General features: G+C 59.2%; 13 protein-coding genes and 1 tRNA gene. All 14 read right to left on the bottom strand.

Annotated elements, in window-relative coordinates:
• Nucleotides 1-122 (bottom strand): GTP-binding protein (locus IE111_RS24105; protein ID WP_229805510.1); only part of this gene is annotated, 122 nt, incomplete at its 3' end.
• A 31-nt stretch (nucleotides 123-153) separates the two neighbouring features.
• Nucleotides 154-2253 (bottom strand): elongation factor G, encoded by a 2100-nt coding sequence (fusA, locus tag IE111_RS24110; protein ID WP_189613789.1) that lies wholly within the window; start codon nucleotides 2251-2253, stop codon nucleotides 154-156.
• Nucleotides 2254-2293: 40 nt separating this feature from the next.
• Nucleotides 2294-2767 carry a 30S ribosomal protein S7 gene (rpsG, locus tag IE111_RS24115; RefSeq protein WP_189613791.1) on the bottom strand — a complete coding sequence of 158 codons (474 nt, stop codon included), beginning with the start codon at nucleotides 2765-2767 and terminating at the stop codon, nucleotides 2294-2296.
• A gap of 129 nt (nucleotides 2768-2896) precedes the next feature.
• Nucleotides 2897-3271, bottom strand: coding sequence for a 30S ribosomal protein S12 (gene rpsL / locus IE111_RS24120; protein WP_189613793.1), 375 nt, complete (start codon nucleotides 3269-3271; stop codon nucleotides 2897-2899).
• A gap of 189 nt (nucleotides 3272-3460) precedes the next feature.
• Nucleotides 3461-7657: a DNA-directed RNA polymerase subunit beta' gene (gene rpoC / locus IE111_RS24125; RefSeq protein ID WP_189613809.1), complete on the bottom strand. Its 4197-nt coding sequence runs from the start codon at nucleotides 7655-7657 to the stop codon at nucleotides 3461-3463.
• A gap of 88 nt (nucleotides 7658-7745) precedes the next feature.
• The gene (rpoB, locus tag IE111_RS24130; protein WP_189613795.1) at nucleotides 7746-11828 is read right to left on the bottom strand and encodes a DNA-directed RNA polymerase subunit beta; all 4083 of its coding nucleotides are present in this window, start codon (nucleotides 11826-11828) and stop codon (nucleotides 7746-7748) included.
• 379 nt (nucleotides 11829-12207) lie between these two features.
• Nucleotides 12208-12582, bottom strand: a complete 375-nt coding sequence (rplL, locus tag IE111_RS24135) for a 50S ribosomal protein L7/L12 (RefSeq protein WP_189613798.1) — start codon at nucleotides 12580-12582, stop codon at nucleotides 12208-12210.
• Nucleotides 12583-12640: 58 nt separating this feature from the next.
• On the bottom strand, nucleotides 12641-13171 hold the full coding sequence (gene rplJ / locus IE111_RS24140) for a 50S ribosomal protein L10 (protein WP_189613800.1): 531 nt from the start codon (nucleotides 13169-13171) through the stop codon (nucleotides 12641-12643).
• A gap of 270 nt (nucleotides 13172-13441) precedes the next feature.
• Nucleotides 13442-14137 carry a 50S ribosomal protein L1 gene (gene rplA / locus IE111_RS24145; protein WP_189613802.1) on the bottom strand — a complete coding sequence of 232 codons (696 nt, stop codon included), beginning with the start codon at nucleotides 14135-14137 and terminating at the stop codon, nucleotides 13442-13444.
• Nucleotides 14137-14571, bottom strand: a complete 435-nt coding sequence (rplK, locus tag IE111_RS24150; RefSeq protein ID WP_189613804.1) for a 50S ribosomal protein L11 — start codon at nucleotides 14569-14571, stop codon at nucleotides 14137-14139. Before rplK ends, rplA begins: the two co-directional genes overlap by 1 nt.
• A 125-nt stretch (nucleotides 14572-14696) precedes the next feature.
• Complete coding sequence (nusG, locus tag IE111_RS24155) at nucleotides 14697-15230, bottom strand: transcription termination/antitermination protein NusG (protein ID WP_189613805.1); 534 nt, start codon at nucleotides 15228-15230, stop codon at nucleotides 14697-14699.
• Between the two features lie 11 nt (nucleotides 15231-15241).
• Nucleotides 15242-15610, bottom strand: coding sequence for a preprotein translocase subunit SecE (secE, locus tag IE111_RS24160; RefSeq protein ID WP_189613807.1), 369 nt, complete (start codon nucleotides 15608-15610; stop codon nucleotides 15242-15244).
• A gap of 55 nt (nucleotides 15611-15665) precedes the next feature.
• Nucleotides 15666-15741 (bottom strand) — tRNA-Trp (locus IE111_RS24165).
• 154 nt (nucleotides 15742-15895) lie between these two features.
• A partial coding sequence (locus IE111_RS24170) for an EF-Tu C-terminal domain-related protein (protein WP_489753157.1) occupies nucleotides 15896-15995 on the bottom strand: 100 nt, incomplete at its 5' end.

Below are 15995 nucleotides of genomic sequence, written 5' to 3' on the forward strand. Positions count from 1 at the left end.
CCCCATACTTCGTGGCAGACGCGGGTCAGGGCCGCTGTCAGGGTGGTTTTACCGTGGTCAACGTGACCGATGGTGCCCACATTGACGTGGGGCTTGGAACGCTCAAAAGTAGCCTTGGACATTGTGTCTTTCCTCTATAGTTGCGCTAACGGATCAAGACTTCTTGACAATTTCTTCAACGATGTTCATCGGAGCTTCTGCGTAGCCCGCGAATTCCATCACGTAAGATGCACGGCCCTGTGACATGGAGCGCAGGTCCGTAGCGTATCCGAACATTTCGGACAGAGGCACATCGGCACGGATGATCTTGCCGGACGGGCTGTCTTCCATACCGGAGACGGTGCCGCGACGACGGTTCAGGTCGCCCATGACGTCACCCATGTAATCTTCCGGGGTGACACATTCGACATGCATCATCGGCTCAAGCAGTGCCGGGTTGGCCTTCTCTTTCAGCTTTTTAACAGCCATGGAGGCGGCCACTTTGAACGCCATCTCGTTGGAGTCGACGTCGTGGTAGGAACCGTCGTGCAAGGTGGCCTTCATGCCCAGCAGCGGATAGCCGGCCAGAATACCGTTTTGCATTTGTTCCTGGATGCCTTTTTCGACCGCCGGAATGTATTCCTTCGGTACGGCACCACCGACAATCTCGTTGACGAACTCGAGCTTTTCGGCATCGCCATCTTCGGCCGGTTCGAACTTGATCACAACGTGACCATACTGACCGCGACCACCGGACTGTTTGGCGAACTTGGAGTCGATGTCGCAGGCGTTGCGAATACGCTCGCGATAAGCCACCTGCGGCGCGCCGACGTTGGCTTCGACCTTGAATTCCCGCTTCATGCGGTCAACGATGATGTCCAGGTGCAATTCACCCTGACCACCGATGATGGTCTGACCGGTTTCCTCGTCGGTACGAACGGTGAAGGACGGGTCTTCCTGGGCCAGTTTACCCAGAGCCACACCCATCTTCTCCTGGTCGGCCTTGGATTTCGGCTCGACCGCGACGTGAATCACGGGATCCGGGAAGTCCATGCGCTCCAGCGTGATCGGATTGCTCGGATCGCACAGGGTGTCACCGGTGGTGACGTCCTTCATGCCGATCAGGGCCGCGATGTCGCCGGCGCGTACTTCTTTGATCTCTTCACGGCTGTTGGAGTGCATCTGAACCATACGGCCGACGCGCTCACGCTTGCTCTTGACCGAGTTCATCACCTGGTCGCCGCTCTTCAGAACGCCGCCGTAGACTCGAACGAAGGTCAGAGTACCGACGAAGGGGTCGGTGGCGATCTTGAAGGCCAGCGCGGAGAACGGTGCGTCGTCTTCGACCTTGACGGCCTGGATGGTTTCACCGTCTTCCAGAACGCCTTCGATGCGCTTCACCTGGGTCGGTGACGGCATGTACTCGATGACGCTGTCCAGCACGGCCTGAACGCCCTTGTTCTTGAAGGCGGAGCCACAGTGGGTCAGAACGATCTCACCGGCCATGGTCCGCTCACGGAGACCGTTCTTGATGTCTTCTTCAGACAGCGTTTCGGACTCCATGTATTTTTCCATCAGTTCGTCGTTGGCTTCGGCGGCGGCCTCGACCATCTGAACGCGGAATTCTTCGGCCTTGTCCTGAAGATCGGCGGGGATGTCTTCATAAGTGAAGGTCATGCCCATGTCTTCTTCGTTCCAGATGATGGCCTTCATCTTGATCAGGTCGATCACGCCGCGGAACTCGTCCTCGGCACCGATCGGAATCTGGATCGGAATCGGGTTGGCACCCAGACGCTCTTTCATCTGGCTGACAACACGGTAGAAGTCGGCACCGGCACGGTCCATCTTGTTGACGAAGACCATGCGCGGAACTTCATATCGGTTGGCCTGACGCCAGACGGTTTCGGTCTGCGGCTGAACACCGGAAGAACCGCACAGTACGACGACGGCGCCGTCCAATACGCGCAGGGAGCGCTCCACCTCAATGGTGAAGTCCACGTGCCCGGGGGTGTCGATGATGTTGATACGGTGCTCATCGAACTGCTGGGACATGCCGCTCCAGAAGCAGGTGGTCGCCGCGGAGGTGATGGTGATGCCCCGCTCTTGTTCCTGCTCCATCCAGTCCATGGTGGCCGCGCCATCATGAACTTCACCGATCTTGTGGGACAGACCGGTGTAGAAAAGAATCCGCTCGGTAGTCGTCGTTTTACCGGCGTCTACGTGGGCGACAATACCGATGTTGCGATACCGCGCCAGAGGAGTTTTACGAGCCACGACTCAATCTCCTTAGATTGAATGAAATTTAAGCTTTCGCTTAGAAACGGTAATGAGAGAACGCTCGGTTGGCTTCGGCCATACGGTGCACGTCTTCGCGCTTCTTGATCGCCGCACCCTTGCCTTCGGCCGCGTCCAGCAACTCCCCGGCGAGGCGTTGACGCATGGACTTCTCGCCGCGCTTGCGCGAAGCGTCCACCAGCCAACGCATGGCCAGGGCTTCACGACGGGACGGACGGACTTCGACCGGCACCTGGTAGGTGGCACCACCGACACGGCGGGATTTCACCTCGACCATCGGCGCGATGGATTCCAGGGCGTTTTCGAACATGGCGATCGGGTCCTGATCGGACTTCTTCTCTTTCAGAATGTCCAGGGCACCGTAAACAATACGCTCGGCAACTGATTTCTTGCCGTCGTACATGACATGGTTCATGAATTTGGCCAGCTGGGTATTCCCGTACTTGGGATCTGGCAGTACTTCACGCTTTGCAGCAACGCGTCTTCTTGGCATTGATAAGCCCCTTATATAGGTCTTCAGGTGAACCCGGGATGAGCATGATCCGACAACGCGCATCGGCAGCACCCGGCCTTACTCTTATCCTGAGACTGTATGGTTCAAAATCTGTGTATTCGGTCCTGTTTAGCCCTTGGGCCGCTTGGTACCGTACTTGGAACGACCTTGCTTACGGTTGGCGACACCGGAGGTGTCCAGTGAACCGCGGACCGTGTGGTAGCGAACACCCGGCAGGTCTTTCACACGACCGCCGCGGATCAGCACGACAGAGTGTTCCTGCAGGTTGTGGCCTTCACCACCGATGTAGGACGACACCTCGAAGCCGTTGGTCAGTCGAACACGGCAGACCTTACGCAGGGCCGAGTTCGGCTTCTTCGGGGTGGTTGTGTATACACGGGTGCATACACCGCGACGTTGCGGGCAGCCTTCCAGGGCCCGGACGTCGCTTGCGACCGCTTTCCGCTTACGCGGTTTGCGGACGAGCTGGTTAATCGTTGCCATTTAAGCCTCTCTAACAGTTCTCATCTCATTACACGACAGTACCCGGCTGGCGAACCAGCCGGGTGCTGTAGGGAGCGCGCATTTTATGTATCGCACAATTCTTAGTCAACTCGGACTGACACCGGATGTGAAATGAGCGCCGGGAACGGCAGTATACGGCCGTTTCCGGGCGCCCTTTCGGTGCTGGACCTACTTGTTAAGCGCCTGACTGAGCGCTGCTTCGACGTCCTGAGCACTGATCGACGGTTTCTCGCCGGTGCGTTCCAGACGTTTCCGCTTGCGTTCGGCATGGTACGCCAGGCCGGTACCGGCCGGAATCAGACGGCCGACGACGACGTTTTCCTTCAGGCCGCGCAGGAAGTCGCGCTTGCCCGTCACCGCCCCTTCGGTCAACACGCGGGTGGTCTCCTGGAAGGAGGCCGCGGAGATGAAGGATTCGGTCGCCAGCGACGCTTTGGTAATACCGAGCAGCACACGTTCGAACCGGGCCGGTTGTTTTTCCGTTGTCTCGACCGCTTCGTTGGCCTCGAGCAACTGGTTGTACTCGACCTGGTCGCCCTTGATGAAGTCGGTGTCGCCGTTGTCCAGAATGTTGGCCTTACGCAGCATCTGTCGAACGATCACCTCGATGTGCTTGTCGTTGATGCCCACACCCTGGAGGCGGTACACCTCCTGGATCTCGGTCACGATGTACCGGGCCAGTGCCTCGACGCCGCGAACGCGCAGGATGTCGTGCGGGTTCATCGGACCGTCGGAGATCACCTCGCCCTTCTCGACCTGCTCGCCTTCGAAGACGTTCAACTGGCGCCATTTCGGAATCAGTTCCTCGTAGGCGTCGGACCCGTCGGTCGGCGTGATCACCAGACGCTTCTTGCCCTTGGTTTCCTTGCCGAAGCCCACGGTACCGGAGATCTCGGCCAGGATGGCCGGCTCTTTCGGCTTACGCGCTTCGAACAGATCGGCCACCCGGGGCAGACCACCGGTGATGTCGCGGGTACCGGAGCTTTCCTGAGGAATCCGCGCGATCACGTCACCAATCGCCACTTCGTCACCGTCGTTCAGGTTCAGGAAGGCGCCGTCCGGCAGGAAGTACTGCACCGGTTGATTGGTGTTGCCGATCATGATGTCGTTGCCGTCTTTGTCCAACAGCTTGATCATCGGCCGGATTTCTTTACCGGAGGACGTACGCTGCCCCTGCGGAATCACCTCGACGGTACCGACACCGGTCAGTTCGTCGATCTTGCGGTTGATGGTGCTGCCTTCTTCCATACCGATGAAGGCGACCTTACCGTTGGATTCGGCGATGATCGGGTGCGTGTGCGGATCCCACTTGGCGACGACCTGTCCGGATTCCACGGACTCGTCGTTCTTGACGGTGATCAGGGCACCGTACGGCAGCTTGTAGCGTTCGCGCTCGCGACCGTGCTCGTCGGACACCGCGAGTACACCGGAACGGCTGACGGCGATCAGGTCGCCATCGGCGCGGGTGACCGTCTTCAGGTTGTCCAGGGTCACGGTACCGCCGTGCTTGATCTCGACGCTGTCGACCGCGGTCGAGCTGGAAGCCGCACCGCCAATGTGGAAGGTCCGCATCGTCAGCTGGGTACCCGGCTCACCAATGGACTGGGCCGCGATAATGCCGACGGCTTCGCCGATGTTGACCCGGTGACCGCGCGCCAGGTCGCGACCGTAACACTGGGCGCACAGACCGTAGCGGGTGTCGCAGGTAATGGCGGAGCGGATCTTGACCTGGTCCACACCCCATTCGTCCAGCTTCTCGACCCAGTCCTCGTCCAGCATGGTACCGGCCGGAACCCAGGTTTCCTTGGTCGACGGATCGATGATGTCGGTGGCCACGACCCGACCGAGCACCTGCTCGCCCAGACCGAGTACGACGTCGCCGCCTTCGATCACCGGTTCGACCAGAACGCCTTCTTCGGTGCCGCAGTCTTCCTCGGTGATGACCACGTCCTGGGCCACGTCGACCAGACGACGGGTCAGGTAACCGGAGTTCGCGGTTTTCAGAGCCGTATCGGCCAGACCCTTACGAGCCCCGTGGGTGGAGATGAAGTACTCACCCACCGACAGACCTTCACGGAAGTTGGCTTTAATCGGGTTTTCGATGATCGAGCCGTCCGGCTTCGCCATCAGACCGCGCATACCGGCCAGCTGACGAATCTGCGCCGGGCTACCCCGGGCGCCGGAGTCGGCCATGATGTAGACGGAGTTGAACGACTCCTGCTCCACCTCGTTGCCGTCACGATCGATGACGGCTTCCTTGGAGATGCCTTCCATCATGGCGCGGGCGATCTGGTCGTTGGCGCGGGACCAGATGTCGACCACCTTGTTGTATTTCTCGCCCTGGGTCACCAGACCCGCGGCGAACTGTTCTTCGATTTCCTGAACGTCGGCTTCGGCCTTGCCCAGGATGTCCAGTTTGGCCTTGGGAATGACGAAGTCGTTCACACCGATCGACGAACCGGATTTGGTGGCGTAATTGAAGCCCATGTACATGATCTGGTCGGCGAAAATCACGGTCTCTTTCAGACCGACCCGACGGTAACAGGCGTTCAACAGGCCACTGATAAGCTTCTTCTTCATCGACTGATTGACCAGCTCGAACGGCAGGCCATCCGGAACGATGGAGAACAGAATGGCACGACCGACCGTGGTGTCGACCAGCTTAATGGCCTCTTCCATTACACCTTCGTCGTTTTCGACGACTTCGCGAATGCGCACCTTGACCTTGGCCTGCAGGGCGACTTCACCGGCGCCATAGGCGCGCTGGACTTCCTCGATGTTGGAGAAGGCCATGCCTTCACCCTTGGCGTTCACGCGCTCACGGGTCATGTAGTACAGACCCAGCACCACGTCCTGGGACGGCACGATGATCGGATCACCGCTGGCCGGAGACAGCACGTTGTTGGTGGACATCATCAGCGCGCGCGCTTCCAGCTGGGCTTCCAGCGTCAGCGGTACGTGTACGGCCATCTGGTCGCCGTCGAAGTCGGCGTTGTAGGCGGCACAGACCAGCGGGTGCAGCTGGATGGCCTTGCCTTCGATCAGGACCGGTTCGAACGCCTGAATGCCCAGACGGTGCAGGGTCGGTGCGCGGTTCAGCAGTACCGGGTGCTCACGGATCACTTCATCCAGGATGTCCCAGACAACCGGCTCTTCGCGCTCGACCATCTTCTTGGCGGCCTTGATGGTGGTCGCCAGGCCACGGTGTTCCAGCTTGCTGAAAATGAACGGCTTGAACAGCTCAAGCGCCATTTTCTTGGGCAGACCGCACTGGTGCAGACGCAACGTCGGACCGACCACGATCACGGAACGGCCGGAATAGTCGACCCGCTTACCGAGCAGGTTCTGACGGAAACGACCCTGCTTGCCCTTGATGAAATCGGCCAGCGACTTCAGCGGGCGGCGGTTGGAGCCGGTGATAGCACGGCCACGACGGCCGTTGTCCAGCAGTGCGTCGACGGATTCCTGCAGCATGCGCTTTTCGTTGCGCACGATGATGTCCGGCGCGGCCAGTTCGAGCAGACGCTTCAGACGGTTGTTCCGGTTGATGACCCGGCGATACAGATCGTTCAGGTCGGAGGTCGCAAAACGACCGCCGTCCAGCGGCACCAGCGGACGCAGGTCCGGCGGCAGTACCGGCAGCACGGCCATGACCATCCACTCCGGCTTGTTACCGGACTTCTGGAAGGCTTCCAGCAGCTTCAGGCGCTTGGACAGCTTTTTGATCTTGGTTTCGGAATTGGTGGCCGGAATCTCTTCACGCAGCTGGTTGATCTCACCGTCCAGATCGATCGCTTCCAGCAGCTTCTGCACCGCTTCGGCACCCATGCGGGCGTCGAAGTCGTCACCGAATTCCTCGATGGCTTCGTAATATTCCTCGTCGGTCAGCAACTGACCTTTCTCCAGGCTGGTCAGGCCCGGATCGATGACGACAAAGCTCTCATAATACAGAATGCGCTCGATGTCGCGCAGCGTCATGTCCATCATCAGGCCGATGCGGGACGGCAGTGACTTCAGGAACCAGATGTGAGCAACCGGCGCGGCCAGTTCGATGTGACCCATGCGTTCGCGACGCACCTTGGCCTGGGTGACTTCGACGCCACACTTCTCACAGATGACACCGCGGTGCTTGAGGCGCTTGTACTTGCCGCACAGGCACTCGTAGTCCTTGATCGGACCGAAAATACGGGCACAGAAGAGACCGTCGCGTTCAGGCTTGAACGTACGGTAGTTGATGGTCTCCGGCTTTTTGACCTCGCCAAAGGACCAGGACCGGATCATGTCCGGGGAGGCCAGGCTGATGCGGATGGAGTCGAACTCTTCCGCCTGACCCTGAGATTTCAACAGATTCAGTAAATCTTTCATCATTCAGCTCCGAGAGGAGTGGCTTGGGGCGACGGGTTCCCGACCGGTGTTGTGCACCGAGCCGGGCCTGTGTCGCCCACCCCGTCGTTTACTCTTCGTTTTCCAGTTCGATGTCGATACCGAGCGAACGGATTTCCTTGACCAGGACGTTGAAGGATTCGGGCATGCCGGGCTCCATCTTGTGGTCGCCATCGACAATGCTCTTGTACATCTTGGTCCGGCCGTTCACGTCGTCCGATTTCACCGTCAGCATTTCCTGCAGGGTATAGGCGGCGCCGTAGGCTTCCAGAGCCCAGACTTCCATCTCCCCGAAACGCTGACCACCAAACTGGGCCTTACCGCCCAGCGGCTGCTGGGTGACCAGGCTGTACGAACCGGTAGAACGGGCATGCATCTTGTCGTCCACCAGGTGGTTCAACTTCAGCATGTACATATAGCCGACCGTCGTCTTGTTCTCGAACGCTTCGCCGGTGCGGCCGTCCCACAGCTGGATCTGGCCGCTGTCGTCGTAATTGGCCAGGCGCAGCAGTTCTTTCACTTCTTCCTCTTTGGCCCCGTCGAAGACCGGCGTCGCGATGGGTACACCGCCGCGCAGGTTCTTCGCCAGTTCCATGACGTCTTCGTCCGAGAAGTCATCCAGGGTTTCCTTGCGGATACCCCGGCCGGCCTTATTGTAGACCTCATCGAGGAAGGCGCGAACGTCGGCGACGGCTTTCTGTTCCCGCAACATCTCATTGATGTGCTTGCCCAGCCCTTTGGCGGCGGCGCCCAAGTGGGTTTCGAGGATCTGACCGACGTTCATCCGCGACGGTACGCCCAACGGGTTCAGGACCACGTCGACCGGCTCGCCGCTCTCGTCGTAAGGCATGTCCTCGACCGGCATGATCTTGGAGATCACACCCTTGTTACCGTGGCGGCCGGCCATCTTGTCGCCCGGCTGGATCTTGCGCTTGACGGCCACGTAACACTTGACCACTTTCAGCACGCCCGGCTGCAGGTCGTCGCCGCTTTGCAGCTTGCGCTTCTTGTCTTCGAAGCGGGCTTCCTGGTCTTCCTTGCGCTCTTTCAGCTGGGCTTCGGCCTTTTCCAGGACCTCGGCCAGGCTTTCATCCTGCATGCGCAGCTTGAACCAGTCTTCACGCGGCAGCTGGGTGAGGAAGTCCTCACTCAGGGTGTCGCCTTTCTTCAATTGCGGACCACCGGCCACGGCCTGACCAACCAGACTGACCTGCAGGCGCTCGAAGATGGCGTCTTCGACGATGCGGTACTCGGCGTTCAAGTCCTTGCGGAACTCTTCCAGGGCCATGCGCTCGATGTCCTTGGAACGCTGATCGCGCTCGACACCGTCGCGGGTGAAGACCTGGACGTCGATGACGGTCCCGATCATGCCGCCCTTGACGCGCAGCGAGGTGTCCTTCACGTCGGACGCCTTCTCACCGAAGATGGCACGCAGCAGCTTTTCTTCCGGTGTCAGCTGGGTTTCGCTCTTCGGCGTGACCTTGCCGACCAGGATGTCGCCCGGGCCGACTTCGGCACCGATGTAGACAATGCCGGACTCGTCCAGCTTGTTCAGCGCGGACTCGCCGACGTTCGGGATGTCGGCGGTGATTTCTTCCGCACCCAGTTTGGTGTCCCGTGCGATACAGGTCAGCTCCTGGATGTGGATGGTGGTGAAGCGATCGTCCTGTACGACATTCTCGGACACCAGGATGGAGTCCTCGAAGTTGTAACCGTTCCACGGCATGAAGGCGATGCGCATGTTCTGACCCAGCGCCAGCTCACCCAGGTCGACCGACGGACCGTCGGCCAGCACGTCACCGCGCGCGATGGTCTCGCCCTGATGGACGATGGAGCGCTGGTTGATGCAGGTGTTCTGGTTGGACCGGGTGTACTTGGTCAGGTTGTAGATGTCGACGCCGGCATCGCCGTCTTCGATCTCTTCCGGGCTGACCTTGACCACGATCCGGGACGCATCGACGTACTCGACGTAGCCGCCACGCTTGGCGACCACACAGACGCCGGAGTCGATGGCGACGTTGCGCTCGATACCGGTACCGACCAGCGGCTTCTCGGCGCGCAGAGTCGGCACGGCCTGACGCTGCATGTTCGAACCCATCAATGCACGGTTGGCGTCGTCGTGTTCCAGGAACGGAACCAGGGCCGCGGCGGCGGAAACCACCTGGCGCGGCGACACGTCCATCATGTCGACGTTGGCCAGCGGCGCCATGGTGAATTCGTTCTGGTGACGCACCTGAACGAACTCGCCCTGGATGTTGCCGTCCTCGTCCAGCGGCACGTTGGCCTGGGCGATGGTGTGCTTGGCTTCATCGATGGCGGACAGGTAAACGATCTCGTCGGTGACCTTACCGTTCTCAACCCGGCGGTACGGCGTTTCCAGGAAGCCGTAGCTGTTGGTGCGCGCGTAGCTTGACAACGAGTTGATCAGACCGATGTTCGGCCCTTCCGGTGTTTCAATCGGGCAGACCCGGCCGTAGTGGGTCGGGTGCACGTCCCGCACCTCGAAGCCGGCGCGTTCGCGGGTCAGACCGCCCGGGCCCAACGCGGATACACGGCGCTTGTTGGTGATACCGGACAGCGGGTTGTTCTGATCCATGAACTGGGACAACTGGCTCGAGCCGAAAAATTCCTTGATCGCCGCGGCGACCGGCTTGGCGTTGACCAGGTCCTGCGGCATCAGGCCTTCGGATTCGGCCATGGACAGGCGCTCACGCACGGCGCGCTCGACACGGACCAGGCCGACACGGAACTGGTTCTCGGCCATTTCGCCAACGGAGCGCACGCGACGGTTACCCAGGTGATCGATGTCGTCGACCTCGCCCTTGCCGTTACGAATGTCGATCAGCGTCTTGAGCACTTCGACGATGTCTTCGTTGCTCAGCGTGCCTTCGCCTTCTTCGTCGTCACGACCCAGACGGCGGTTGAATTTCATGCGGCCGACGCCGGACAGATCGTAGCGTTCGCTGCTGAAGAACAGGTTCTGGAACAGCGTTTCGGCGGATTCTTTGGTCGGCGGCTCGCCCGGGCGCATCATGCGATAGATCTCGACCAGAGCCTCAAGCGGCGTGCTGGTCGGGTCGTTGCGCAGCGTGTCGGAGACGTAGGGGCCGCAATCGAGATCGTTGGTGTACAACAACTCGAGCTTCTTCAGCTTGAGTTCGCGCACCTTCTCCAGGATGTCCGGAGTCACTTCGTCGTTGCAGTTGGCGAAGATCTCGCCACTGGTCGGATCGACCAGGTCGGTCGCCAGCGCCTTGCCGATCAGATACTCGTCCGGCACCTGCACGGTGGTGACACCGGCCTTTTCCAACTGACGGATATGACGGGCGGTGATGCGACGGCCTTCCTCGATGATCACGCCGCCGTCTTTGTCCTTGATCTCGAAGGCGGCGGTTTCGCCGCGCAGACGGTCGGAGACGATGGTCATCTCGAACTGGTCCTTGTTCTGCTTGAACTCGGACCGCTCGAAGAACATATCGAGGATTTCCTGGTTGGTGTAACCCAGGGCACGCAGCAGAATGGTCGCCGGCAGCTTGCGGCGACGGTCGATACGGACGTAGACCTGATCCTTCGGATCGAACTCGAAGTCCAGCCAGGAACCACGGTAGGGGATCACCCGGGCGCTGTAGAGCAGCTTGCCCGACGAATGGGTCTTGCCCTTGTCGTGGTCGAAGAAGACGCCCGGCGAACGGTGCAGCTGGGACACGACGACCCGCTCGGTACCGTTGACAATAAAGGTGCCGTTCTCGGTCATCAGGGGCATCTCGCCCATGTAGACCTCTTGCTCCTTGATGTCCTTGATGGCTTTGCTGGGCGACTCTTTATCGTAAATAATCAGGCGGACTTTCACCCGCAATGGTGCTGCGTAGGTCACCCCGCGCAGCTGGCATTCCTTGACGTCGAATGCCGGAGTACCGAGCTTGTAGCTGACGTATTCCAGCGCCGCGTTGCCGGAGTAGCTGACAATCGGAAATACGGACTTGAAGGCGGCGTGCAGGCCTGTGTCCTGACGATCGGCCGCGTCAAAGTCGGCCTGTAGAAAGTTACGGTAGGAATCCAACTGAATTGCCAACAGGTATGGAATGTCCATAACCGGCTGCAATTTGCTGAAATCCTTACGGATACGCTTTTTCTCGGTGTAAGAGTATGCCATCAGCAATCCCCAGCTTGTTCACCAACGGTGGGTCTGAGCGGTCGACCGTCCGGTACCTTGACCGGATGTCTTCGGTACTGCGGCGGTTGCCAGACGTCAACAACCACCCCGAATGATTCTTCGCTTCCTGCGCTCCTCCGGTTCTCGCCGGAGGACCCTGACCTGTAGTTGCCGGGCGTGTGATTGAACCCACCCGGTCCGCGCCACCTAAATTCCGGTTGACGCCAAGTCATTTTCCAGGCGAACTGGGTATGTCCAGCCCGCAAGCGAAAGGGTTGCGTCGCGGACACTTTTGTTCCGCAGACGCGAAAAGGCCGGCAGCCTGGGGCCACCAGCCAATTCAACCGAATTGCTCAATTGCAATGTCGGTCCATGAAAGTTACTTGACTTCCACGGTTGCGCCAGCTTCTTCCAGCTTGGTCTTGATTTCGTCGGCTTCTTCTTTGCTCGCGCCTTCCTTAACAGGAGCCGGAGCGCCGTCAACCAGACCTTTGGCTTCTTTCAGGCCCAGGCCGGTGATTTCACGAACAACCTTAATGACGTTTACTTTCTTGTCGCCGGCAGAAGCCAGGACTACGTCAAATTCAGTTTGCTCGGCAGCGGCTTCGCCTTCTGCGGCCGGGCCAGCGGCCACGGCAACGGCGGCTTGAGCGGAAACGCCGAATTTTTCTTCCATTGCTTCAACCAGTGCTACAACGTCCATTACGGACATTTCAGCAACGGCGTTCAAGATATCTTCATTGGACAGAGCCATGATCCTAATCTCCAAAAATATAGAAAAAGTGTAAAGAAGTCAGGCCACCTGACAAAACTCAGGCGGCTTCCTTTTTCTTGTCGGCAACAGCAGCCATAACACGGGTGATAGAGGACGGAACCTCGTTGAGCGTACGAGCCAGTTTGGTAACCGGCGCCAACGTTACGTTGGCCAGCATGCCCAATGCTTCATCGCGCGTCGGCAGTTTCGCCAGACGGTCGATCTGTTCCGCACCCAAGAGTTCACCACCAACAGACAGCGCCTTCACTTCGAACGGCTCAGTATTTTTCGCAAAATCTTTGAGCAGTCGAGCGGCAGCACCCGGGTCTTCCATTGAGAAAGCCAGCAGAGTCGGGCCGGTCAAAGCGGCGTTGGCCACTTCGTATTCGGAACCCTCAAATGCACGCTTGGCCAAGGAGTTCTTGACGACGCGCATATAGATTTTCTGCTCACGGGCCTGCTTGCGCAGGTTGTCCATATCCGCCACGGTGACGCCGCGGGCATCCGCGATCACCAGAGACAGAGCATTGGCGGCAACGTCTTTCACCTCGCTGACAATGAGTTTTTTGTCTTCGAGATTCAGTGCCACAATCGTTCTCCTGGATATGAGCTCTTGCGAGCCCGTTACCATCGAAGGTCCGAAGACCTCAGTTGTACACCCGAAGGTGTGTTACGGTGGTAGGATCCAGCCCAATAAAACCGAATCGGGGTCCACCGTCTGCGTAGGTGATTAAGGCGAGTCAGCGTCACCGGTTCATAAAACCTCGACTGAAACACCCCCTACGGTCTTTGACAATTCCCGCCTCGCAGAGCGTGACGGGAACCCCAAAGTTCTTTCCAAGACAGGCCGCAAGGCCTATCAGATGCTCAGCGACGACAGATCGACGGTGATGCCCGGCCCCATGGTGGAGGACAGAGCGACCTTCTTCAGGTACACACCTTTAGCCGACGCCGGCTTCAATTTTTTCAGATCGGCAATCAACGCTTCCGCGTTTTCTTTGATTGCCTGCGGCTCAAAGCCCACCTTGCCGATGCAAGCGTGGATGATGCCGTTCTTGTCGGTACGGAAACGCGCCTGACCGGACTTGGCGTTCTTCACCGCCTGGGCCACATCGGCGGTTACGGTACCCACCTTGGGGTTCGGCATCAGGCCGCGCGGACCCAGTACCTGACCCAGCTGACCGACGACGCGCATCGCGTCCGGCGAGGCGATAACGACGCCGAAGTTCAGGTCGCCGCCCTTGATCTGCTCGGCCAGGTCTTCCATGCCGACCACATCGGCACCGGCTTCTTTGGCCGCGTCGACGTTGGCGCCCTGGGTAAAGACCGCTACACGAACGTCCTTACCGGTGCCGTTCGGCAGCACGGTGGAACCGCGAACGTTTTGATCGGATTTACGAGCATCCACGCCCAGGTTCACGGAAATATCGACCGACTCCGGGAACTTGACGGTAGAGAGCTCTTTCAACAGCGCGACGGCTTCTTCGATGCTGTACGCCTTGGTGGCATCGACCTTTTCGCGTTGCAGCTTGATACGCTTGCTCAACTTAGCCATTACTCAACACCCTCTACGTTCAGACCCATGCTGCGAGCGGAACCCGCGATCGTGCGGACGGCTGCGTCCATATCGGCCGCGGTCAGGTCGGGATCCTTGGTCTTGGCGATGTCTTCGAGCTGATCACGCGTTACGGTGCCGACCTTCTCGGTGTTCGGACGACCGGAACCGCTCTTGATGCCCGCCGCCTTCTTCAGCAAGATGGCCGCCGGCGGCGTCTTGGTGATGAAGGTGAAGCTGCGATCGCTGTAAACGGTGATGACAACAGGAATCGGCAGACCCGGCTCGAGGCTCTGGGTCTCGGCGTTGAACGCCTTACAGAATTCCATGATGTTGACGCCGTGCTGGCCCAACGCGGGACCGACCGGCGGACTCGGGTTGGCTTGACCCGCCTTAACTTGAAGCTTGATATAAGCTTGGACTTTCTTGGCCATGATAACCTCACATGTGGGTGCTAACGCCGCCAGGCTCCCCGTTCGTGTTTAAATGCCCCAAGGGCGACAGAGACGACAAAGCCCCGGAGCCAAAAAACCCCGAGGCTTGCGCATTTCTGCGTAACTCAGCTCTTCTCGACCTGAGTAAATTCAAGCTCGACGGGCGTCGCACGCCCGAAGATCGACACCGACACCTGCAGGCGGTTCTTTTCGTAATTCACCTTCTCGACGGTGCCGTTGAAATCGGCGAACGGCCCATCGGTGACACGAACCACTTCACCCGGTTCGTAAATGGTCTTCTGGGTCGGCTTGTCGACCCCTTCGCGGACGCGTTGCAAAATGGCATCCGCCTCGCGCTGACTCAGCGGTGCCGGTTTTTCCGGTGTACCGCCGATAAAACCCATGACACGGGGTGTCTCTTTGACCAGGTGCCAGGTTTCGTCATCCATCTCCATCTCGACCAGAACATAGCCGGGATAGAACTTGCGCTCACTCTTTCGCTTCTTGCCGTCGCGCATCTCGACGACCGATTCGGTCGGCACCAGGATCTCGCCAAACTTGTCCTGCATGCCCTTCAATTCAACTTGCTCCTGCAAGGAGCCCGCTACACGCTTCTCAAAACCCGAATAGGCGTGTACCACATACCAGCGCTTCGCCATGACCGACCTCCTTAACCGATAACCCGGGACACAACCAGTCCCAACAGAGAGTCGATACCCCACAGGATCAGCGCCACCAACAGTACGACGCCAATGACGATCAACGTGGTCTGCGTGGTCTCCTGACGCGTCGGCCAAACCACCTTGCGCACCTCGACCCAGGCCTCTTTGCGCAAGCGATTCACGTAACGACCCTTGGCCGTGGTCAGCGCAATACCGACCGCCACCAGGGACAATGCCACCACACCCAGGGTGCGGATCAGCAAAGATTCACTGCCGTAGTAATAGTTGCCACCAATGGCCGCAGCCAGCAGAAGCATTACCAGAATCCACTTAAACCAATCTAGGACTGTATTCTGCGACTCGACCTGAGCATTCATGCGGTTAGACACCTTAACTCTGGAAACAACTCAAAACGGATACGTGTATATAAAGTGGCAGGCCAGGAGGGACTCGAACCCCCAACCCCCGGTTTTGGAGACCGGTGCTCTACCAATTGAACTACTGGCCTGTAAAGCAACTGGGCGGCGGATTCTATGTCAACCGCCGCGCAGTTTCAAGCACTTAGGAGAGGTTTTTCGAGAAAATCACGAACAGCGTTAAGTGCGAAACGCCGGACGCGGGCACAGGGCGACCGAAACGGCCACCCTGCGTTGATCAGTCGATTACTCGACGATCTTGGCTACAACGCCGGCACCGACGGTACGGCCGCCTTCACGGATCGCGAAGCGCAGACCTTCGTCCATCGCGATCGGCGCGATCAGC

Source organism: Saccharospirillum salsuginis (assembly GCF_014651855.1).
Classification (GTDB): Bacteria; Pseudomonadota; Gammaproteobacteria; order Pseudomonadales; family Natronospirillaceae; genus Saccharospirillum; species Saccharospirillum salsuginis.

Coding starts and splice junctions, on each gene's coding strand:
- rpsG (WP_189613791.1), bottom strand. CDS start 2,767: ATGCCAAGAAGACGCGTTGCTGCAAAGCGTGAAGTACTGCCAGATCCC.
- rpsL (WP_189613793.1), bottom strand. CDS start 3,271: ATGGCAACGATTAACCAGCTCGTCCGCAAACCGCGTAAGCGGAAAGCG.
- rpoC (WP_189613809.1), bottom strand. CDS start 7,657: ATGAAAGATTTACTGAATCTGTTGAAATCTCAGGGTCAGGCGGAAGAG.
- rpoB (WP_189613795.1), bottom strand. CDS start 11,828: ATGGCATACTCTTACACCGAGAAAAAGCGTATCCGTAAGGATTTCAGC.
- rplL (WP_189613798.1), bottom strand. CDS start 12,582: ATGGCTCTGTCCAATGAAGATATCTTGAACGCCGTTGCTGAAATGTCC.
- rplA (WP_189613802.1), bottom strand. CDS start 14,137: ATGGCTAAGTTGAGCAAGCGTATCAAGCTGCAACGCGAAAAGGTCGAT.
- rplK (WP_189613804.1), bottom strand. CDS start 14,571: ATGGCCAAGAAAGTCCAAGCTTATATCAAGCTTCAAGTTAAGGCGGGT.
- nusG (WP_189613805.1), bottom strand. CDS start 15,230: ATGGCGAAGCGCTGGTATGTGGTACACGCCTATTCGGGTTTTGAGAAG.
- secE (WP_189613807.1), bottom strand. CDS start 15,610: ATGAATGCTCAGGTCGAGTCGCAGAATACAGTCCTAGATTGGTTTAAG.